This window comes from Ruegeria sp. CH11 (assembly GCF_056537105.1).
Window position 1 is genome coordinate 1 of sequence record NZ_JBQFQX010000008.1, and the last position, 21,760, is coordinate 21,760.

The following is a 21,760-nucleotide window of genomic DNA, read 5'->3' on the forward strand; positions in this document are numbered from 1 at the left end:
ACACGAAAATGAAAAATCCAGCGAAACAACCGCAACAAAACTCACAAGCTCAGAAAAAGACTAGATCCGGTGCGTTTCCACACAGCCTCTCGGCTGAGCAGCCACTGATTTGATGACCGGATGCCAATTCCCGCGTGCCTATTGTTTTGTCTATGTTGATTTCCGAGCAACTTCGGTCCTTTCTCGTTGCTGTCTTTATCAACCGCGTACCGCCAGTTGGGTTTCCAGCCCCCGCCGTTTGAGCCGACGACGCTTCGGTAAGCCTTAGCTTTGTTACGGCGAATGCCCATTTTCGGCATCCCCAAAACGATGCCTGCGATGGGCCCACCACGAAACATTTGAACTTGAGTCGGGTTGGTGTCTGACGGCGACCAAGGCGGGTTGTCCGACGATCGGCCTTTTGCTTCATTGACAAACCGCACGGCTTTCGGGCCAATGGCATGATGTTGGTTTAAGTCTGTGCAGGTGGGTTATGACACCTAATATGCGCGGGGCATTCTTGATGATGGGGAGCATGGCGGCATTTACCGTCAATGATGCGCTTGTCAAAATTGTCGGTCAGAATATGCCCCTGTTTCAATTGGTAGCCATGCGTGGGGCGTTGGCCACTTGCCTGATTTACCTTCTGGCCCGGCATCTGGGTGCGCTTCATCTAAATTTTTCGCGTCATGACAAGTGGTTGATCGCGTGGCGATGTCTGGCTGAACTGTCTGCAACTTTCTTTTTCCTGACCGCGCTGATGCATATGCCTTTGGCGAATGTCACCGCTGTGCTGCAGGTGCTGCCCTTGACGGTGACGCTGGGCGCAGCCTTGTTTTTTGGTGAACACATCGGTTGGCGCCGAATACTGGCGATCGGAATGGGGTTCGCGGGTATGTTGCTGATCGTCAGGCCCGGTCCGGACGGGTTCAGCATATTTGCGATCTACGCCCTGGTTGCGGTTGTTTCAGTCACGGTCCGCGATCTGATCACCCGCCGCATGTCGCCCGAGGTGCCATCCATGGTCGTGACGCTGGCCACATCCTTTTCGATCACCGTGACCGCTGCTGTGGCATCTGTGTCCGAAGGTTGGGTGCCGGTCCCGGCGATGTCTGGCCTGATGTTGGGTTCCGCCGCCGTGTTCGTGCTGATGGGCTATGTGTTCAGTGTCATGGTTATGCGCGTAGGAGAGGTCGGCTTTGTCGCTCCGTTCCGATACTCCAGTCTGATCTGGGCGCTGGCGCTGGGGTGGCTTGTATTCGGCGACTGGCCGGATTCGGTTACGATGACAGGCGCGGCGCTGGTCGTTGGTGCCGGGCTATTCACGCTTTTCCGCGAGCGGGCGGTTCAAACGTCGGAATAGATCTGGCGGATCGCTTCGGCGTCAATCCCAAACTGTTCGGCAAATACGGCCCTCTGGTCGCGGGTCAGTGCCTTGAGCGTCTGCTTTCCTTTGCGGGCTTTGGGCGAGTCGTTGAAACCGTTCAGCGTACGTACCCACAAAGGTGCGTCCGGGTAGGTGACAACCGGCATGAACCGCCCCATCCGCTGGTGCGCGAAGTTCATGATCGTCAGGTCACATCCGGCATTCACATACATGCCCAACCCAGCGGTGATCAGAGGTCGGAATAGAGGTGCCGCGCTGACATCACCGGCCTTGATCTCGGCCAGATAGCCGTGGTTGAAGTCAATCGCGACCGTCTCGTTTGCGTTGGTCAGCCCTGCGCAATCGTCCACAGCCGTTCGCAGCCTTTCAACAAAATCCACCGCAACGCCGTCGTCATCGTCCAGTCGAAATTGCAGGCAGGGGCGGGCGTGATCGTGGCGGGCCTTGTTCAGAACGGACTTCATCACCGCGCGGTGTTCACCCGGCGCTTGGGTCGTGATCCGAACCTGAGGCATTCCTGCGATCAGATCGTTCAACCGGTCCTTCGCGTCTTTCGGCAGGCAATCCCCGATTACGATGACGAAATCGAAAGCACCGTCCGTTTGCGCGCGCAAACCGGGCAGCGTGATGGTTTCAAAAAGCCGGAAACGTTCCTCCAGCCGTTCGGTCTCATAGAGGTAGCGGCGGCGATCCTCGATCGTGTCGTGCTCGACCTGAAAGCCTCCGATGGCTGGGTAGGAAAAGCGGCACAGGCCGATGACTTGCATGGTGCATCCGTTGCGTTTCGTGTTCCGCAGACTATGCCCGCGTGAGGGATGGGCCGCAACGCGCGCAAACCCTGGAAATGACGTGCGAGGGCTGATAACACAGCGTAATTCGGCCGGCAGAGCACATATGGGGCTGTGCTGTTGACACTTGGGCCGACTCCCCCTATACGCGCGTCATCTCGGTGCCGGGGGCCGCCCCAAAACCGATTCCAGTAATGAACTGGTCAAGGCCCGGACAATTTTGCAGTTCGCGCCCTCTGATAACCAACCGCGACGTTCACCTCGGAATGGGAACGCTCGTGGGTTTTGCGCTTGTGGACGCATGAGCGCAGCGAAGTTTAACCGCACGCAACCGCGTGCATGTCATGTGTGTTGCAAAACGGGGAAGAAACCGGAATGCCAACTATTCAACAGCTGATCCGCAAGCCGCGGCAGCCCAAAGTAAAACGCTCGAAGTCCATGCACCTGGAGCAGTGCCCGCAGAAACGCGGCGTCTGCACTCGTGTGTATACCACCACACCGAAAAAGCCGAACTCGGCTATGCGTAAGGTTGCCAAAGTGCGCCTGACCAACGGGTTCGAGGTCATCTCGTACATCCCCGGTGAAAGCCACAACCTGCAGGAACACTCGGTTGTTCTGATCCGTGGCGGCCGTGTGAAAGACCTTCCCGGTGTGCGTTACCACATCCTGCGCGGTGTTCTGGATACTCAGGGCGTCAAAGACCGTAAGCAACGCCGTTCGAAATACGGCGCGAAGCGTCCCAAGTAAGAAGGAGAGGCTGATATGTCACGTCGTCACGCCGCCGAAAAACGCGAAGTCCTGCCTGACGCCAAATTTGGCGACAAGGTACTGACCAAATTCATGAACAACCTGATGATCGACGGCAAGAAGTCGGTCGCAGAGCGCATCGTTTACAACGCGTTTGACCGCGTTGAGACCAAGATCAAGCGCGCCCCTGTCGAAGTGTTCCACGAAGCGCTCGACAACATCAAACCGTCGGTCGAGGTTCGCTCGCGCCGGGTTGGTGGTGCAACCTATCAGGTTCCGGTCGAAGTCCGCCCCGAGCGCCGCGAAGCTTTGGCCATCCGCTGGCTGATCACCGCCGCCCGTGGCCGCAACGAAAACACCATGGAAGAGCGCCTTGCAGGCGAGCTGCTGGACGCCGTTCAGTCCCGCGGTACTGCCGTCAAGAAACGCGAAGACACCCACAAGATGGCCGAGGCGAACAAAGCCTTCAGCCATTATCGTTGGTAATCCCAGAGGCTTAGACACATGTCACGCGAATATCCTCTCGAACTATACCGTAACTTCGGTATCATGGCGCACATCGATGCAGGTAAGACCACCTGCTCGGAGCGTATCCTGTATTACACTGGTAAATCCCACAACATCGGTGAGGTGCACGATGGTGCAGCCACCATGGACTGGATGGAGCAGGAGCAGGAACGCGGCATCACCATCACTTCGGCTGCGACCACCACCTTCTGGGAACGCACCGAAGACGGTCAGACCGCCGATACACCCAAGCACCGCCTGAACATCATCGACACCCCAGGCCACGTTGACTTCACCATCGAAGTTGAACGCTCGCTGGCGGTTCTCGACGGTGCCGTCTGCGTTCTGGACGCAAACGCCGGTGTTGAGCCTCAGACCGAAACCGTGTGGCGTCAGGCTGACCGCTACAAGGTTCCGCGTATGGTTTTCGTCAACAAGATGGACAAGATCGGCGCTGACTTCTTCAACTGCGTCAACATGATCGAAGACCGCACCGGCGCACGCGCTGTTCCGGTTGGCATTCCGATCGGCGCCGAGTCCGAGCTGGAAGGTCTGATCGACCTGGTCACCATGGAAGAGTGGCTTTGGCAGGGCGAAGATCTGGGCGCAAGCTGGATCAAAGCTCCGATCCGCGACAGCCTGAAAGACATGGCTGACGAATGGCGCGGCAAGATGATCGAAGCGGCCGTCGAAATGGACGACGACGCGATGATGGAATACCTGGAAGGCAATGAGCCCGACGTTCCGACCCTGCGCGCCCTGCTGCGCAAAGGTACTCTGGAAATCGCGTTTGTTCCGGTTCTGGGTGGTTCGGCGTTCAAGAACAAAGGCGTTCAGCCGCTGCTCAACGCTGTGATCGACTATCTGCCCAGCCCGCTGGACGTTGTTGATTACATGGGCTTCAAACCCGGCGACGAGGAAGAAGTTCGTGATATCGCCCGTCGTGCAGACGACGACATGGCCTTCTCGGGTCTGGCGTTCAAAATCATGAACGACCCCTTTGTTGGCTCGCTGACCTTCACCCGGATCTACTCGGGCACCATGAACAAGGGTGACTCGATCCTGAACTCGACCAAAGGTAAGAAAGAGCGCATCGGTCGTATGATGATGATGCACTCGAACAACCGGGAAGAGATCGAAGAAGCGTTTGCAGGCGACATCATCGCGCTGGCGGGTCTGAAAGACACCACCACCGGTGACACCCTGTGTGACGCGAAGGATCCGGTGGTTCTGGAAACCATGACCTTCCCTGATCCGGTGATCGAGATCGCGGTTGAGCCCAAAACCAAGGGCGACCAAGAGAAAATGTCCCAGGGTCTGGCCCGTCTGGCCGCCGAAGACCCGTCCTTCCGCGTGGAAACCGACCTGGAATCGGGTCAGACCATCATGAAGGGCATGGGCGAACTTCACCTGGACATCCTGGTTGACCGTCTGAAGCGCGAGTTCAAGGTTGAAGCGAACATCGGTGCACCGCAGGTGGCTTATCGTGAAACCATCTCGATGCCGGTCGAGCACACCTACACCCACAAGAAACAGTCGGGTGGTTCGGGTCAGTTCGGTGAAGTTAAGCTGGAAATCCAGCCGACCGAGCCGGGCGAGGGTTATTCGTTCGAAAGCCGCATCGTTGGTGGTGCCGTTCCGAAGGAATACATCCCGGGTGTTGAAAAAGGCATCAACTCGGTCATGGATAGTGGCCCGCTGGCTGGCTTCCCTGTGATCGACTTCAAGGTTGCCCTGCTGGACGGTAAGTTCCACGACGTTGACTCGAGCGTTCTTGCGTTCGAAATCGCGGCCCGTATGTGTATGCGTGAAGGCATGCGCAAAGCTGGCGCGAAGCTGCTGGAACCGATCATGAAGGTCGAAGTGATCACCCCGGAAGAATACACCGGCGGTATCATCGGCGACCTGACCTCGCGTCGTGGCCAGGTGTCTGGTCAGGAACCGCGCGGCAACGCGATCGCAATCGACGCGTTCGTTCCGCTGGCGAACATGTTCGGCTACATCAACACCCTGCGTTCGATGTCGTCGGGCCGTGCCCAGTTCACCATGCAGTTCGACCACTACGATCCGGTTCCGCAGAACATCTCCGACGAGATCCAGGCGAAATACGCATAAGCGAAGATTTGAGGGAGCTCGATTAGCGGGCTCCCTTCATTACCGACAAAGGAGGCCATCATGGCAAAGGAAAAGTTTGAGCGTACAAAACCGCACGTCAACATCGGCACGATTGGCCACGTTGACCACGGCAAGACGACGCTGACCGCAGCAATCACCAAGTATTTTGGTGACTTCAAAGCGTATGACCAGATTGACGGTGCGCCGGAAGAGAAAGCGCGCGGCATCACCATCTCGACCGCCCACGTGGAATACGAGACCGATAACCGCCACTACGCGCACGTTGACTGCCCCGGCCACGCCGACTACGTCAAGAACATGATCACCGGTGCCGCTCAGATGGACGGCGCGATCCTGGTTGTGAACGCCGCTGACGGCCCGATGCCGCAGACGCGTGAGCACATCCTGCTGGGCCGCCAGGTTGGCATCCCGAAGATGGTCGTGTTCCTGAACAAAGTGGATCAGGTTGACGACGAAGAGCTGCTGGAACTGGTTGAGATGGAAGTTCGCGAACTGCTGTCCAGCTACGAATACCCCGGCGACGATATTCCGATCATCGCAGGATCGGCTCTGGCCGCGATGGAAGGCAACAACCCGGAAATCGGCGAAGAGAAGATCAAGGAACTGATGGCGGCTGTTGATGACTACATCGACACCCCTGAGCGCGCTGTTGACCAGCCGTTCCTGATGCCGATCGAAGACGTGTTCTCGATCTCGGGCCGTGGTACCGTTGTGACCGGCCGTGTCGAGCGTGGCGTGATCAACGTTGGCGACGAGATCGAAATCGTCGGCATCCGCGACACCAGCAAAACCACCTGTACCGGTGTTGAGATGTTCCGCAAGCTGCTGGACCGCGGTGAAGCAGGCGACAACATCGGCGCCCTGCTGCGTGGTGTGGATCGTGACGGCGTTGAGCGTGGCCAGGTTCTGTGTAAGCCGGGTTCGGTGACCCCGCACACCAAGTTCGAAGCCGAAGCCTATATCCTGACCAAGGAAGAAGGCGGTCGTCACACCCCGTTCTTCGCCAATTATCGCCCGCAGTTCTACTTCCGTACGACGGACGTGACCGGCACCGTGACCCTGGCCGAAGGTACCGAGATGGTCATGCCCGGCGACAACGTGTCGTTCGGCGTTGAGCTGATCGCACCGATCGCGATGGAAAACGGCCTGCGCTTCGCGATCCGCGAAGGCGGCCGCACCGTCGGCGCCGGCGTTGTGTCGAAAATCATCGAATAATTCGCACCCGCGAATGATCGAATGGAATGGGCACCCCAACGGGTGCCCTTTTTTGTTGCATGGCGTCTTGGCTGTTGCGGATCAGAGAAGATCGACACTGGCCGAACCAACAGGCCCCACGAAAGCTTCTATGCGATTGTACAGGGTGCCTTTGGCCAGACGGGCCACGCTTTTGGGCAGGCCCTGCAACTCACCCTCGCGCGCCACAACGGTCAGGGTTCTGGAAAGCCCGGCAATCGGCAATTGCGTCAATTCGAGGTGCATGTTCTCGACCAAGCCGTCGATCAGCAGGGTTGGCGTTAACAGGCTGAACCCTTGCCCCGCCGCCACGCAAGATGTCACCATGCTGGACCGATCAGCCTGAATGACCTTTTCCGGTTCGAACCTGAGGCGGCGCAGATGCTGGGCAATCTGGCGCCCTGCATTTGTCGTATCGCCAAATCGGACAAGCGGCAGCCGCTCCTGAATTGCGTCGAAGCTGGTGGTGGGGCCATCGAAACCCAGCGGCAGGACCAGCAGGTATTTTTCGGTCAGGATGTGGTGACGTTCTAGACCATCCATGTCGAGAAACGGGTTCGACGTGATGGCGAGATCCGCCTGTTTGGTGCGCAGCAGGTGTTCGTGATTTCCGCTTTGCCCGGCATGCAAGGTGATGTCTTCGACCCCAAATTTGGTCTGCGCCAGTTCGATCAAGGGTGGCGTCAGTGTCGTCGCGACCGAGGCCTGAATGCCGACCCGCAGCAGCGACAGGGATTTCTGTCCCACATGGCGAAGTTCGGTCTCCATATCCGACAGGGCATCAAGAATCTTTTGCGCTTTTCCATGCAATCGCGCGCCAGCATAGGTCAGCTTTGCCGGACGCGACCCGCGATCGAGAAGCACAGCGCCAAAGGCTTTTTCAAGTGACGCGATATGCTGGGACGCTGCGGGTTGCGAGATGTTTAGCATTTTTGCACCGGACCGCATTTGACCGGTCTCTGCGACCGCGACAAAGACCTCTAACGAGCGAATGAGACCGGGGGACAGGGTTCGGCTGTCGAGCACGGGATGATCCATAGTATAATTTTCAATTATACTAATCGAATTTTCTTGGTGTGCGTCAAGTCCCGTTGCAAGACTTTGCCCATGACACGGACCCGTACCCAGAGGCGACGCAAAGGCGTTGCGGATCGCATCGCCAGCGAGCCTCGGGCGCCGTTCATCCTGCGCAAACTGTCCACCTTCAACGTACTCAGCCAGGCCGGGCTCGAGCAGATCGAGGCAAATGCAGACACCATCCTAGCCGAGACGGGGATGGAGTTTCCTGACGACCCGGAGATACTCGACATCTTTGCGCGCGCGGGATGCAATGTGGACGGCACCCGTATCCGCTTTGCTCCCGGGTTCTGCCGAAAGACGATTACAGCGACCGCCCCGGCGCAGTTCACCCAGCACGCGCGTAATCCGGCGAATAACGTGCAGCTTGGCGGAGATGCTTCAGTCTTGTGTCCGGCCTGGGGACCGCCGTTTGTTCATGATCTGGATCGTGGGCGGCGGTACGCGTCCTACGCCGATTTCACGGATCTGGTAAAGCTGCACCATACGTTGCCGTGGTTGCACCATTCGGGCGGAGTGGTGTGCGAACCGGTCGACCTGCCCGCGAACAAACGGCATCTGGACATGTTGTATGCCCATATCCGCCATTCGGACCGCGCTTTTATGGGGGCCTTCATCGGTGCCGAACGCGCGGGGCATGCCATCGATATGGCGCGTATCCTATTTGGTGCCGAGTTCGTGGCCAGCAATCCGGTGCTGTATTGCGTGTCCAACACCAACGCGCCCTTAGTGATGGACAGCCACATGTCCGGCGCGCTCAAGACCTATGCGCGGGCAGGTCAACCGGTTGCCTGCACGCCCTGGGTTCTGACCGGAGCCATGTCACCGGCCACGGTCGCAGGCACCTTGGCGCAGGTTCTGGCCGAAACCATGGCGGCGATGACCTTGACGCAATTGGTCAACCCCGGGGCACCCTGTCTGATGGGCAGTTTCGCCTCGACCATGTCGATGAAATCCGGCGCGCCGACCTTCGGCACACCCGAGGCCGGTTTGATGGTTCTGGCGGCGGGACAACTGGCCCGCAGATTGGGGGTGCCGCTGCATACGGTCGGTACGCTCAGCGCGTCGAAACTGCCGGATGCGCAAAGCCAGCAAGAGGCGGCATGGGGTTTGCTGATGTCCATGTTCGCGGGGGCCAATCTGATCAACCACGCCACCGGATGGCTTGAGGGCGGTCTGGTGACCTCGTTCGAAAAAACCATCATCGACCACGATCTGTGCGGCAAGGTGGGCCGGTTCTTCGATGGCATCGACATGAGCGAGAATGCGCAGGCCATGGAGGCGATTGCAAGCACCGGTCCGGGGCAACACTTTCTTGGGTCAGAGCATACACAGGCCAACTTCATGTCTGCGCTGTTCCGGCCCTGGACCCCAGATGACAACTCGTTCGAGCAATGGCACGCGGGCGGAGCGCAGGACGCGGCCCAAAGGGCGCAGGCGATCTGGAAACAGCAACTGGCGGATTATCAGGACCCCGGCCTTGACCCCGACATTGATGCAGCCCTTCAGGACTACATCGCGCAACGCAAATCCGAAAAGCCGGATCAGGACTATTTCTGATGGCGCGAATTCTGATCATCGGCGGCGGTGCCATCGGGCTGAGCGTAGCCTACCACCTTGCCAAGCGCGGCGCAGACGATGTGACTTTGCTGGAGCGCAATCAGCTGACTTCGGGCACCTCGTGGCATGCGGCTGGCATCGTCGGGCCACTCAGGGCGACGCCGAATATGACCCGCCTTGCCTCAGCCGCGCTAGAGGTCTTTCCGCAGCTTGAGACGGAAACGGGCATGTCCACCGGGTACAGGCGCACCGGCGGATATTGGCTGGCACGAGAGGTCGCGCGCCTGGACGAGTTGCATCGCATTGCGGATCTGGGCGCAACGCAGGGCCTGACGCCCAAGGTCATCGCCGCCGGGGATGTTCCTGTATCCATGCTGGATCTAAGCTCGCATGTCGGTGCGTTGCATGTGCCCGAAGATGCCAACGTCAATCCTGTTGATCTGTGCATGGCTTACGCGCGCGCGGCGCGGGATCGTGGCGTGACCCTAAGGGAAGGCGTTCAGGTCGAGCGCATCCTGACCCGGGGCAACCATGTTAACGGCGTGTCGCTTGCCGATGGCACGGTGATCGAGGCCGATCAGGTTGTCATCGCAACCGGTGCGTGGTCGCGCGAACTGGCGGCGACCGCAGGTGTCGCGCTGCCCTTGCAGGCCGTCGGGCATATGTATGTGGTCACTGAACCAATTCCCGACTTGCCTGACCCGTTTCCCGTCATCCGTGACCTGGATCGGGGTATCTATATCAAGGGGGATGCAGGCAAGCTGGTCATTGGCGGGTTCGAGCCCAACGCAAAATGCTGGGACCCCTATGGCCCCGAAGGCAATCGCGCCTTTCTTGAGATGGCAGAGGATTGGGACCAGTTCGCCCCCTTTATGGAGGCGGCGCTGGCGCTTTGCCCCGCGCTCGAGACAGTTGGCATCCAGCATTTTATGAATGGCCCCGAAAGCTTTACTGCAGACACACGCCCGCTGGTCGGAGAGACGGTTGTCGACGGGCTTTTTGTAGCGGCAGGGATGAATTCCGTTGGCATTATGTCGTCGGCCGGGATCGGCCGTGCGCTGGCGGATTGGATGCTGGACGGCACGCCGCCGATGGACATGTGGGAGGTCGATGTGGCCCGTGTTGATCCTGCAACCGCCGCACCCCGCCACATGGCTGCGCGCATGAACGAGGCCGTAGCCGACCTCTTTGCATTGCATTGGCCGTATAAACAGCCCGGCGCAGGGCGGGGTTTGCGAACCTCGGCGCTGCATGGACAGTGGGCAAAGCTGGGCGCGCAATTCGGCCAGACCGCCGGGTGGGAGAGGGGCCTTTGGTACGGCGACGTACATGCCTATTCGGTGGCTGCTCAGGGGTGGTGGCCGAATGCGCAGGCCGAGGCAGCGGTTATGGCCGATGGCACGGCCCTGATTGACCTGAGCCCATTTACCAAGATCGATATTCGCGGGGAGGGGGCCTGCGCCGCGTTGAACCGGATTTGCACGGCACAGCTGGATATCCCTGTCGGGCGCGCCATCTACACGCAAGTACTGAACCCTGACGCCGGGATCGAGATGGACGTTACCATTTCCCGGCTTGGTCCGCAGCACTTTCACCTCACGTCCGGGGCGGCCACGCGGGCCCGTGATCTGGCGTATTTGCGCCGCCATTTGCCCGGAACCTTGCACCTTGAGGATGTGACCGGAGACTATTGTACCGTAGGCGTTATGGGGGCTGATGCAGCAAGCACGCTGTCCAGGGCGTTCCCGGCGACGTCTTGGTCCGCTGTTCCTTTAGGGCGTGTTCAAACTCTGACACAGGGCCAAAACGACATTCGCGCCACGCGCATCAGCTTTGTTGGCGAATATGGTTGGGAACTGACAATCCCCAACGCGGTCGCACCCGAGGTTTTCGCAAAGCTCTGTGCAACCGGAGCGCGCGCGCTGGGTCACTTTGCACTGGATGGGTGCCGCATCGAAAAGGGGTTCCGGCACTGGGGGCACGATATCGGCCCAATGACTACCCCGATCGAGGCCGGGCTTGGCTTTACCATCGACTGGAGCAAGGAATTTGTCGGCAAAGACGCCCTTGCCAGACAACGGGACCACGGCGTCAAACAACGCCTGATCCTGTTGCAAGTCGAAGGCGACCCGCTGCTGTTGCATGATGAGCCGGTTTTCGAGGGCGAGACGCACATCGGTTACACTACCTCGGGCGCGCGCGGCCCGCGCACCGGGCTGAACTTGTGTTTTGCACTTGTCTCGACCCGGTTGGGTGAGACCCTGGACGAAACCTGCGAACGAAAATTCACAATCCGCGTTGCCGGGCAGGATTTTGCGGCACATCCGCTGCGCCGTGCGCCCTATGACCCCAAGAACGAAAGGATGCGCGAATGACGCAAGTGCAGGTCGTCATCATCGGCGGCGGCGCCATGGGCGTGTCGCTGATGTATCACCTGATCAAGGCGGGATGGTCCGACGTTCTTTTGGTGGAAAAGAACGACCTGACCCATGGCTCGACCTGGCACGCCGCCGGATTGTGCACGCATTTCGCCCATAACCCGACCATTCAGGAACTCCGCGCAACGTCGGTGCGCCTCTATCGGGACATTCTGCCGGAAGAGACCGGTCGGGATTGTGGCTTTCATCGTTCAGGCGCCATGCGGATCACGCGCAACCCGGACCGGATGGACGAATTCCGTCATGTGGCCGGGCTGTCTGAATTCACCGGCTACCCGCTGGAGATCCTGACACCCCAACGCATTGCCGAGTTGCATCCGCTGGCCCGGCTCGACGGGTTGATTGGCGGCATCTACGAGCCTGACGACGGCCATGTGGATCCCACACTTGCAACTCAGGCGATGGCCGAAGTCGCCCGCCGGTACGGCGCGCAGGTCTGGCGCAACTGCCCGGTCGTGGGCCTCCGCCGCGATGGCGCGCACTGGGTGGTCCAGACGCCGAAAGGTGAAGTGACGACCACGCACATCGTGAACGCAGCCGGGACATGGGGATGGGAGATTGGGAAGATGATGGGGCTGAACATCCCTTCGGTCCCGGTGCTGCACCAATATCTGGTGACGGACACGGTTGGCGCGGTGAATGAGCGCATAGCCCAAGGTCTGCCGGAACTGCCCATCATCCGCGACCCGGAAGAGAGCTGGTACGTACGGCAGGAACGCGATGGGTTGATCCTGGGTCCCTACGAAAAGGAAGCACAGGTCTGGTCTGTCGATGGTGTGCCGCCCGAGTTTGGGGCCGATCTAATGCCGCCCGATCTGGACCGGGTCGAACATATCATCATGGCCGCCATGGAGCGTATCCCAGCGCTGGAAACCGGTGGAGTAAAATCCGTGATCAACGGTCCGATCACCTTCACTCCTGATGCGAACCCGCTGATTGGTCCGGCGCATGGGTTGGAAAACGCCTGGCTTTTGACCGGGTCCTCGATGGGCGTGATGGAAGGCGGGGGCGCGGGCTGGTTTCTGGCCCATTGGATGACCCATGGCGCGCCACCGATGGACGCGCTGGCAGTCGATAGCCGACGCTTTGGTGCTTGGGCGGATCGTGACTATCGCGTCGAAAAAGCTATCGAATGTTTCGGTCTGCAATTCGGTGTGCATTACCCGCACGAAGAACGCCCCGCCGGGCGCGGCCTGCGCTTGTCCCCGCTGCATGATCTGATGATCGAACGGGGCGCGGTCATGGGTGCCGCGCACGGCTGGGAACGGCCCAACTGGTTTGCGGACGGCCCGGACACAACGGCGGATGAAACCTTTCGCCGTGCCAACTGGTTCGACCGTGTCGCAGCCGAAGTCGATGCGGCGACAAACCGTGTCGCTCTGGCCGATCTGTCGGTGTTTTCAAAATTCGAGGTGACCGGCCCGGATGTCACCGCGTTTCTCGAAAACCTTGGCGCGAACCGCGCACCGGGGCCGGGCCGGGTTGGTTTGACCCACGCTTTGACGCCAGCGGGTGGGGTTTTGTCGGAATTCACTGTTACCCGTCTGTCGCCCGAGCGGGCCTACATGAATTCCGCCGCTGCGGCCGAGGAGATTGACCTCGACCTGCTACGTCGATGTGCGGCGGGTTTTGACGTTGAGATTGCGAATGTCACCGAGGACTATGCGGTCATTGGTGTGATGGGCCCGAAAGCACCCGAGGTATTGCCCAGCCTGTCTGACATGGGTTGGCTAACGACCCGCGACGCGGAAATTGCCGGTACTGCCGTCCGTGCGCTGCGCGTCTCATATATCGGTGAGGCTGGGTGGGAGTTGCATGTACCGGCACGCGACGCTGCCCAACTGTTCAGGTTTTTGGAAGATTGCGCGCGCCCGTTTGGGCTCGGCTACTATGGGGCCTATGCTGCCAATTCGATGCGGCTGGAAAAAGCCTATCGTGGATGGGGCAGCGACCTGACCACCGAACGCAGCCCGTTAGAGGCTGGGTTGACCGCCTTTGTCCGTCCCGAACTGCGATCAGGCCTTGCCCGTGAAAATGCGTGGGACATGGTTCTTCTCGAGATCGATGCCGGCGAGGTCGACCCGTTCTATGCCCATACGGTGTGGAAATCGCACAAAGCTGTCGGGATCGTCACCTCTGGGGCTTATGGTCATCGGACCGGCAAGGTGTTGGCTTGGGCCTATCTGCGCGACCCTAAGGCGCGCGACCCGCTGGCCGTATCAATACTGGGCGAGATGCGCCGCGCGACCATCCTGCCAGAGCCACCATTCGACCCCGCCAACACGCGTATGAAACCCGGAGACTCCACATGACCGAGCATCCTCTGCACACCGATTGGAACTTTGACAGCACCGCTGCGCGTCGAGACCAGTTTTATGCCGCCTCGCTGACCCGGTTTACCCCGTTCAAAGAGCCGATCGTGTTCCAAAAGGGCCGGGGGCAATATCTGTGGGACAGCGACGGGCAGCAATACACGGATTTGTTGGGTATGAATGTCTGCATCTCGGTCGGGCATTCGCACCCGCGTGTGGTCGAAGCCGCGATGGCGCAGGCGCAGGAGCTGACCCATTGCACGACGATGTTCTACCATCCGACGCCCGCCCATCTGGCTGAAGAGTTGGCGGCGACGATGCCAAAAGGTCATGACTGGGTGGTGCACCTGACCAATTCGGGGTCCGAAGCGGTTGACCTCGCCATGACCATGGCGCGCACCTATACCGGTAATCAGGATTTGCTGGCTCTGCGCACGGCCTATCACGGTCCAACAGCTGCGGCGCAGTCGATCACCGGCATATCGGGCTGGCGTCATCCGGGTATGCCCGGGAATGTCGCCTTCGTCGCCGAACCGAACCAGTATCGCGGGATATTTGGCACCGGCACCCAGCCCTATCTCGACGAAATTGACCGCACGATTGCCTCGGCAACGTCCGGCAAGGTCGCCGGAATGTTCGTCGAAAGCGTTCAGGGCTATGGCGGCATCATCGAAATGCCGCCCGGCTATATGTCCGGTGCTGCGGACCGTGTTCGCGCAGCAGGTGGTCTCTATATCGCGGACGAAGTGCAATCTGGGTTTGGCCGCACCGGTGCCCATTTCTGGGGGTTCGAGGCAGACGGCGTTGTGCCCGACATCGTGGTCATGGCCAAAGGGTTGGGGAATGGCTTTCCAATCGGCGCCGTGGTCGCCAGAAAACATATTGCCGAGCCCATGGCCGAAAAGTTCATGTTCCATACCTATGGCGCAAACCCGACCTCAGCCGCAGCAGCCCGCGTCGTTTTGGCCGTGATGCGGGACGAGGGGCTGCAACAGAATGCGAGCACCGTCGGCGCCGCGCTGTTGGAGCGTTTGCATGATCTGAAAGACAAATACGAAGCCATCGGCGATGTGCGCGGCAAGGGTCTGATGCTGGCCATCGAGTTCGTCAGCGACCGCGACGCCAAGACACCGGACAAGGATACAACCACCGAGGTGTTCGAATCCTGCCGAGCGCAAGGGATCATCCTGTCGAAATCCGGACCGTTCCAGTCCTGTCTGCGCATGGTGCCACCCTTGTGTCTGACGCTTGAAGATGTCGATCAGGTCGCAACGGGTCTGGATCGGGCGCTTCAGGACGCTTCGGGTACATAGCGGACGAATCGCCTCGGCTCGGGCCTGGTGGCGTTAGGGCAGTAAGGAATCTGGCGCGGATCCGGATCAGCCCCCCTGTCAGAGTTATCCATGGGCTGAGGGGAGCGCCACACCACGGGATACAATTCTTCCGTGATCGTTTCACCATTTCATGCGCTTACCCCCCATTTTTAGCGGGGAGATTTTGGGGGGTTTTTGTGCTACACTATTGGCGGCTGCCGAGCGCTGGCAGCAGGGGAGAAATCCACTGTCTCACAAATGATCGAGAGTGAAAGGTGGTGCGAGGGGCTGGACGAGGGGGTCTTAGCCAGCCCCTCTCTCTCAAGGGGGTACACGGACCTGAGAAAATGTTCCGTTAGAGCCAAGATAGCGAATCTCATCACATCACGTAATTGGGGCTTTCCCGTAGCGCCTGAAAAAAATCGTGTCGACAGGCGTCGACCAATTTGCCGTACTTAGCGGCGTAGGTAGGATTGACCCCATAATACAACTGACTTTGGGTGCAATGAGTTGCGTGCGCGGCAGACTTTGGTCCTGCGTGCGCGTTTAGCGGTTTGCAATAGAAGCGGCTTGGTTATGCAAGGCCAAATTCGGCAAGCACGTGCTGCGCCTCGCGCTCGGGTAACGAGAATTCGTCTATGTATCTGATTTTGTGAGGCATACGCCCTTTTGTTTCCTGAATATTCTCACCATGACCAACCACGTAGACCATGGCGTTGAAAGGTACGGGGCTCAGGCACATCAATTCTTCCTGATTGGCGGAAAGGATAAGAGTGTGATTGACCTCGGGCATGGCGATGTTCACGCTGTTCTCGCCGCAATGGTATCGCCACGCGACACAGGAGCCGCAGGTCGACCCGAAGTCGCGCATTTTGGACAGGCGGGGCGGGAATTTGGCCAGATTCCGGCCCGTAATCCGGCGAAACAGGTCGTTTACGCGTCTGGGAATCAGCGCCATCCCCAACGGGCCTTCCTGCGCACGTATCGCTTCTTTTGATGCGCGGTTCAGCGGCGCGATCCTGTGCGAGGTGGTGTCGAACATATAACCACGATCAAGCAGATATCCTTCGGGCGCACGTGTATCGATCATGTGCCCTACAAGCGCTGGATGGACAAAATCATCCGCATCCAGTTTGAAAAGATAGATGTCACCTGATTGCGTTTCATTGCAGTGCTGCGTGATCGCCCTGCGTTTTTGGTGGTTGTCGTTGCCTTCGACATGTTCGTGGAATGGCAAGAATAGAACCCGATCGTCGAAGTCGATCCCGTCGGGTTGGGATTGGCAGCAGATGATGGCTTTCCAGTTTGGATTGGTCTGTCTGCGCAGGGTGTCGATCGTGCGGTCGAGATTGGCACAGACCTGCGCCCAGTTTCGCGCCCTGTCGCGCGAGATCAGGGGGATTGAAAAGATCACAGTCGGATTTCCCGAGACTGGTTCTTTCGTCATGGTGGTACGCCACGGTTCAATTTTTGATTTACAACGGACCCGTTGTTCGGCGGTCAGGGGCATTGAGCGGTCTTTTCTGCACAGTGGGTCGGGAAAACATATCCGTGTCGCGCCATGCCTTGGCAGCGCGGCTCGACTGGACCCTATTGGGCTGCGATTGACTTTTCAAGCCGGTGCGCCGGGCGGCTGACCCTAGGCGCGTCCCGAGGCTCCCAAACCCTGAATCACGGTGCGGGCAGCGGCTTCGACCGGGTCATGGGTGTCCTTCAGGATCGTCACGCGATCAAAACGATCTGGATCGGCCAAGACTGCTTGTCTGAGCGCCGCCCCAAAGGCCATGCGCAGTTCGGTACCGATATTCAACTTGCAGATCTTCGAATGAGCCGACAATTCGCCGCGCTGGGTCAGCGGCACGCCTGACCCACCATGGATGACCAGCGGGATGTCCGTCTTTGCCTCGATGGCGCGGATGCGGTCTACGTCCAGACCACCTTCCTTGTTTTGTTGCAGGTGCACGTTGCCGACCGATATGGCCATCGCATCGACTCCGCTTTCGCGGGCAAATTTGGCGGCCTCGTCCGGATCGGTGCCAGCGGACGCTTTACCTCCGGAATAGCCAACAAAGCCGATCTCACCTTCGCAGGAGATACCTGCCTCGGCCGCGATCTGCGCGACGGTGGCGGTTTCCTCGATATTCTGCTGTAGGGGCTTTTGCGACCCGTCATACATGAGTGAGGTAAAGCCCGCATCCCGCGCCTCGCGGCATTCGTCCAGCGTGTAGCCGTGATCCAGATGCGCGACTACCGGCACGTCGACCGCTGCGGCCAAGTTGCGGAACATCGCCCCCAGAACTGGCAGCGGCGTATGCGCCCGGCAGGACGGACCGGCCTGTAGGATAACCGGTGCGCGTTCAGCCTGTGCAGCCATCGCAAAGGCGCGCATGTCCTCCCAACCCAGACAAACCAATCCTGGAACGGCATAGCCTCCGGCCAACGCGGGCCGAAGAACCTCAGAAAGTGTCGCCAATGTCATTTGAACTTGGCCACCATGTCCATGATGCCGGGGATGGTGTGCAATTGCTCGGCATGAGTGGGCTGGAAATACTGTTTCAGACTGCGCTGGCTTTGCCCGCCTAGGATCGTGAAATAGTACATTTCATATCCCGGCAGAACGCAGCAGGGGTGATAGCCCTTGTCGATCAGGATCGTTGAACCATCGACGATGTGATAGGCATCCCCCGGCTCGTTATCGACCCGTTGAAGCATCTGCAGCCCCGAGCCGTAGTTCGGCTTGAACCGGAAGTTGTAGCATTCGTCGTGACGGCTTTCTTCGGGTAAACGGTCCGTGTCGTGTTTGTGACTGGGAAAGCCGGACCATCCGCCAGCACCGACAGTGAAAAGCTCGCTAACCAACAGACGTCCAACGCGATCATGATGCGCCGCGCCAAGGATGTGCTTGATCTTGCGATGGGTTTTGGTGTCGTCAGAGCCGTATTGGACAAGGTCCAACTCGGCCTGTCGCACAGCGAAGGGTTTGAGCGTTTCGGCGAACTTTGCCCCGGCGATGAACACCTCGGTATCAGTTCGCGCGGTGATCCGCGCGCCGGTGTCGGTGGGAACATAAACCCCTTCGGGTTCGCCATCCCAGACATCGGCACCCCGGTTGCCAATATCGGCAAAGGTTTCACCCGCCGTCTCCACGGTGACCGTGCCCGTCGCGGGAACAACGCAGGTTTCATACCCCGCGACACGATAGTCGAAATGCTCGCCGGCGTTCAGTTTGACGATGTTGAAATAGACCAGCGGAACATGTGCGTCATCGACGTCAACGATAGGGGCCTGCTGGTTGTCGAAGGGGGCTATATGCATGGGGTATCCTTTCAGGCCGCGTTCGGGCCAGCATGTTGAGCGAGGAATTGGTCAAGCTCGTCGCGTGTGGGCATCGCCGGGGCACAGCCGACGCGGGCAACAACCATTGCGGCATTGGCCGAGCCTTGCAAAACGGCGTCGCGCACCGAAAGACCATCGGACAGACCCGAGACAAACCCGCCCATGAAGCTGTCGCCTGCACCGGTAGGTTTCAGGGCTTCGGTTCTGTAAATCCCGGTTTCGATCTCGCCTTCAGCCGTGATCGTGATCGCGCCCTTCTCGCCCATTTTGTAGACCGCGATGGCGGCACCATCGGCGACAAGTTCGCGCGCCTTGTCGAGTCCGCGATCATAGTCACCGGCCATGAAGCCGAACTCGACATCGTTGCCGACGATCACATCGCACATGGCCCCGGCGCGGGAATAGACATCCGCCGCGACCTGTGCCGAGGGCCATGAATAGGGTCGGTAATCGACGTCGAAGATCAGTGGCAGATCGGCCTGTTTTGCGAGGTCAAAGGCGTGAAATGCAGCGCTGCGAGAGGGCTCGGCAGCCAGCACGGTGCCCGTGGTGATCAGCGCCGAATAGGCGCTGTAGTCCACTGTGGCCACATCCGCTTCGGTCATCTCAAAGTCAGCCGCGCCGTTGCGATAGATCACCGACTGGTGGTCTTCGATCCGGGTTTCCACAACCGCCAGTGAATTCCGGGCCTCGCCCCCGACCGACCGCACATGGGCGCGCCCTATCCCGTATTTGTCCAACTCGTTCAGGGCAAACCGTCCGATGGCGTCATCCGCAACGCAGGTGACCAGATCGGCCTTTGCACCCAATTTGGTCAGGGCGACCCCGATATTGGCCGACGAACCGCCAAGACACGAAAAGAACTGCGTCGCCTCTTCGGTTTTGGTACCCGGCGGATCGGGATAGAGGTCCATGCCTGCCCGCCCGATGATGACAAAATTCTTGCCCGACAATCGCGAAAGATCAGCCATCACACACCCTGCCTTTGCTTGGCGCGCTCGGCTTCGATCTCGGCGTGCTTTTCGCGGACATTTGGGTTTTCCGATACTTCAGGCGTGCCGACCTCCCACCAGGTATGGCCTTGCGTTGTCCACCCGTCATACGGGTCAACTTTCATGACGATGACGCTGGTCTTGTCCGAGGCTTTGGCGCGCTTAAACGCCTCACCCAGTTCCGCCGGATTGGCGACTGTTTCAGTATTCGCGCCCATCGAGGCCGCGTGCTGGGCAAAATCAACGGCAAAAGCCTCGGGGATAGTCGGGCAATCCTTGATCAGGTTGTTGAAGCTTTCGTTCCCGGTGTTGTTCTGCAGCTTGTTGATCACCGCAAAGCCGCCATTGTCGAGCACCAGAATGATCAGTTTCTTCTGCGAAAGCACCGAGGAATAGATATCCGAGTTCATCAGCAGATAGCTGCCATCGCCGGTAAAGACGATGGTGTCCTGATCCGCTTCGCCCTCGGCTTGCGCGATGCGCGCGCCCCAGCCGCCTGCGATTTCGTATCCCATGCAGGAAAAGCCGAACTCGACATCCACAGTTCCGATATCCAGCGTGCGCCAGTTGGCGGTGACCTCGGCGGGCAATCCGCCCGCCGCGGCAACGACCCGGTCGCGCGGGTCGCACAGGGCGTTCACGACACCGATGGCCTGCGCATAGGAATTGGGCCAGTTCCCGTAGGAGGTGTTTTCTTCGACATAGGCGTCCCATGCCTTACGCTCGGCCTGCGCTTGCGCGGTCCAGCTTTCCGGGGCGCGATAGCTGCCCATGTTGGATTGCAGAGCGCTGAGCGCCAGTTTCGCGTCACCAACAACCGGATGCGACAGGTGCTTGATCGCATCATGCCGTCCCACGTTCATGCCGATGAATTTCGCGTCTTTGGCAAAGGCGGTCCACGATCCGGTGGTGAAATCCTGCAACCTTGTGCCAACTGCCAGAACGACGTCGGCGCGTTCTGCAATCGCGTTTGCGCTGTCCGAACCGGTGACGCCGATCGGGCCGATGTTCAGGGCGTGGTCCGACAGCATGTTGGCGCGCCCGGCGATGGTTTCGACAACCGGGATGCCGTGTGTTTCGGCAAATGTGGTCAGTTCCGCGACCGCGCCGGAATATTGCACCCCGCCGCCCGCAATGATCATTGGGCGTTCGGCGTTGCGCAGCAGCGCGGCCGCATCGGCGATTTCGGCAACATCCGGTGCCTGACGCCGAATACGGTGAACGCGGCGGGCAAAGAATTCTTCCGGATAATCATAAGTCCAGCCCTGTACGTCCTGCGGCAGGCCCAGAAAGGCGGGGCCACAATCGGCGGGGTCCAGCATTGTGGCCAGCGCCGCAGGCAGGGACTGAATGACCTGCGCCGGATGGGTGATGCGGTCCCAGAACCGGGTCACGGGTTTGAACGCGTCGTTCACGCCCAGCGTCGGGTTCCCGAAATGCTCCAGCTGTTGCAGGACCGGATCAGGCAGGCGGGTCAGAAAGGTGTCGCCGCAGAGCATAAGCATCGGCAGACGGTTGGCATGGGCCAACGCCGAGGCGGTCAGCAGATTCGCGGTACCGGGTCCGGCGCTGGCAGTGCAGAACATGATTCGGCGGCGCAGGTGGTACTTGGCATAGGCCGCGGCGGCGAATCCCATGCTCTGTTCGTTCTGCCCGCGATAAAGCGGCAGGATGTCCTGAACCGGAAACAGCGCCTCGCCCAAACAGGGGACGTTGCCGTGACCGAAAATGCCGAAACCACCGCCGAATATACGGGTTTCTACGCCATCTATCTCAATGAACTGATTGACCAGATACCGCACGATCGCCTGAGCTGTCGTCAGCCGGACTGTTTTACCTGACGTGGTCATGCCACCTCCTTGATGCGCCGAATTTGAGACGTGGTGCTGTCGATTGGCAGTTGCGAAGCGCCCGCGCACAGGATACGACTTTTGCAACCGGTTGCAACAGGGTGA

General features: G+C 59.5%; 16 protein-coding genes. 9 read left to right on the top strand and 7 right to left on the bottom strand.

The genetic code is table 11. From position 1 onward, the window contains the following. The first annotated feature begins 472 nt into the window (after positions 1 to 472). Complete coding sequence (locus ACR0LX_RS13490) at positions 473 to 1,342, top strand: DMT family transporter (protein WP_480784162.1); 870 nt, start codon at positions 473 to 475, stop codon at positions 1,340 to 1,342. Here the strand turns inward: ACR0LX_RS13490 and ACR0LX_RS13495 are convergent. Then, positions 1,327 to 2,133, bottom strand: coding sequence for a putative rhamnosyl transferase (locus tag ACR0LX_RS13495; protein WP_480784163.1), 807 nt, complete (start codon positions 2,131 to 2,133; stop codon positions 1,327 to 1,329). The two genes, ACR0LX_RS13490 and ACR0LX_RS13495, sit on opposite strands and share 16 nt — an antisense overlap. A 396-nt stretch (positions 2,134 to 2,529) precedes the next feature. Here ACR0LX_RS13495 and rpsL point away from each other — a divergent pair, with 396 nt between their 5' ends. The 4 genes from rpsL to tuf are packed head-to-tail and all read left to right on the top strand — an operon-like array spanning position 2,530 to position 6,759. Continuing rightward, positions 2,530 to 2,901 carry a 30S ribosomal protein S12 gene (rpsL, locus tag ACR0LX_RS13500; RefSeq protein WP_005621086.1) on the top strand — a complete coding sequence of 124 codons (372 nt, stop codon included), beginning with the start codon at positions 2,530 to 2,532 and terminating at the stop codon, positions 2,899 to 2,901. Positions 2,902 to 2,916: 15 nt separating this feature from the next. Further along, a complete protein-coding gene (gene rpsG / locus ACR0LX_RS13505) occupies positions 2,917 to 3,387 on the top strand; it encodes a 30S ribosomal protein S7 (protein ID WP_170446863.1) in 471 nt (156 codons plus the stop codon). Positions 3,388 to 3,405: 18 nt separating this feature from the next. Continuing rightward, entirely contained in the window at positions 3,406 to 5,523 is a 2,118-nt protein-coding gene (gene fusA / locus ACR0LX_RS13510; protein ID WP_480784164.1) for an elongation factor G, read from the top strand. A 60-nt stretch (positions 5,524 to 5,583) separates the two neighbouring features. After that, entirely contained in the window at positions 5,584 to 6,759 is a 1,176-nt protein-coding gene (gene tuf / locus ACR0LX_RS13515) for an elongation factor Tu (RefSeq protein ID WP_480575288.1), read from the top strand. Positions 6,760 to 6,840: 81 nt separating this feature from the next. Here tuf and ACR0LX_RS13520 read toward each other — a convergent pair whose 3' ends face one another. Further along, positions 6,841 to 7,815: a LysR family transcriptional regulator gene (locus tag ACR0LX_RS13520; RefSeq protein ID WP_480784165.1), complete on the bottom strand. Its 975-nt coding sequence runs from the start codon at positions 7,813 to 7,815 to the stop codon at positions 6,841 to 6,843. A gap of 69 nt (positions 7,816 to 7,884) precedes the next feature. On the opposite strand from ACR0LX_RS13520, the gene ACR0LX_RS13525 reads away from it, so the two are divergent. From ACR0LX_RS13525 to ACR0LX_RS13540, 4 genes are read left to right on the top strand one after another with little or no spacing between them, the layout of a single operon-like run. After that, positions 7,885 to 9,414, top strand: coding sequence for a trimethylamine methyltransferase family protein (locus tag ACR0LX_RS13525; protein ID WP_480784166.1), 1,530 nt, complete (start codon positions 7,885 to 7,887; stop codon positions 9,412 to 9,414). Then, on the top strand, positions 9,414 to 11,789 hold the full coding sequence (locus ACR0LX_RS13530; protein WP_480784167.1) for a GcvT family protein: 2,376 nt from the start codon (positions 9,414 to 9,416) through the stop codon (positions 11,787 to 11,789). The genes ACR0LX_RS13525 and ACR0LX_RS13530 overlap by 1 nt, the downstream gene beginning before the upstream one ends. Continuing rightward, the gene (locus ACR0LX_RS13535; RefSeq protein ID WP_480784168.1) at positions 11,786 to 14,164 is read left to right on the top strand and encodes a GcvT family protein; all 2,379 of its coding nucleotides are present in this window, start codon (positions 11,786 to 11,788) and stop codon (positions 14,162 to 14,164) included. Before ACR0LX_RS13530 ends, ACR0LX_RS13535 begins: the two co-directional genes overlap by 4 nt. Further along, on the top strand, positions 14,161 to 15,477 hold the full coding sequence (locus tag ACR0LX_RS13540) for an aspartate aminotransferase family protein (RefSeq protein ID WP_480784169.1): 1,317 nt from the start codon (positions 14,161 to 14,163) through the stop codon (positions 15,475 to 15,477). The genes ACR0LX_RS13535 and ACR0LX_RS13540 overlap by 4 nt, the downstream gene beginning before the upstream one ends. Before the next feature lie 574 nt (positions 15,478 to 16,051). On the opposite strand, the gene ACR0LX_RS13545 is transcribed toward ACR0LX_RS13540, so the two are convergent. The 5 genes from ACR0LX_RS13545 to iolD all read right to left on the bottom strand — a co-directional run bounded on the left by ACR0LX_RS13545 (position 16,052) and on the right by iolD (position 21,655). Next, a complete protein-coding gene (locus ACR0LX_RS13545) occupies positions 16,052 to 16,924 on the bottom strand; it encodes a glycosyltransferase family 2 protein (RefSeq protein WP_480784170.1) in 873 nt (290 codons plus the stop codon). Between the two features lie 192 nt (positions 16,925 to 17,116). Further along, a complete protein-coding gene (locus tag ACR0LX_RS13550; RefSeq protein WP_480784171.1) occupies positions 17,117 to 17,956 on the bottom strand; it encodes a class II fructose-bisphosphate aldolase in 840 nt (279 codons plus the stop codon). Next, positions 17,953 to 18,792, bottom strand: a complete 840-nt coding sequence (locus ACR0LX_RS13555) for a 5-deoxy-glucuronate isomerase (RefSeq protein WP_480784172.1) — start codon at positions 18,790 to 18,792, stop codon at positions 17,953 to 17,955. The genes ACR0LX_RS13550 and ACR0LX_RS13555 overlap by 4 nt, the downstream gene beginning before the upstream one ends. A gap of 11 nt (positions 18,793 to 18,803) precedes the next feature. Next, on the bottom strand, positions 18,804 to 19,784 hold the full coding sequence (gene iolC / locus ACR0LX_RS13560; RefSeq protein WP_480784173.1) for a 5-dehydro-2-deoxygluconokinase: 981 nt from the start codon (positions 19,782 to 19,784) through the stop codon (positions 18,804 to 18,806). Beyond that, positions 19,784 to 21,655, bottom strand: coding sequence for a 3D-(3,5/4)-trihydroxycyclohexane-1,2-dione acylhydrolase (decyclizing) (iolD, locus tag ACR0LX_RS13565; RefSeq protein WP_480784174.1), 1,872 nt, complete (start codon positions 21,653 to 21,655; stop codon positions 19,784 to 19,786). The genes iolC and iolD overlap by 1 nt, the downstream gene beginning before the upstream one ends. Between the last annotated feature and the right edge of the window lie 105 nt (positions 21,656 to 21,760).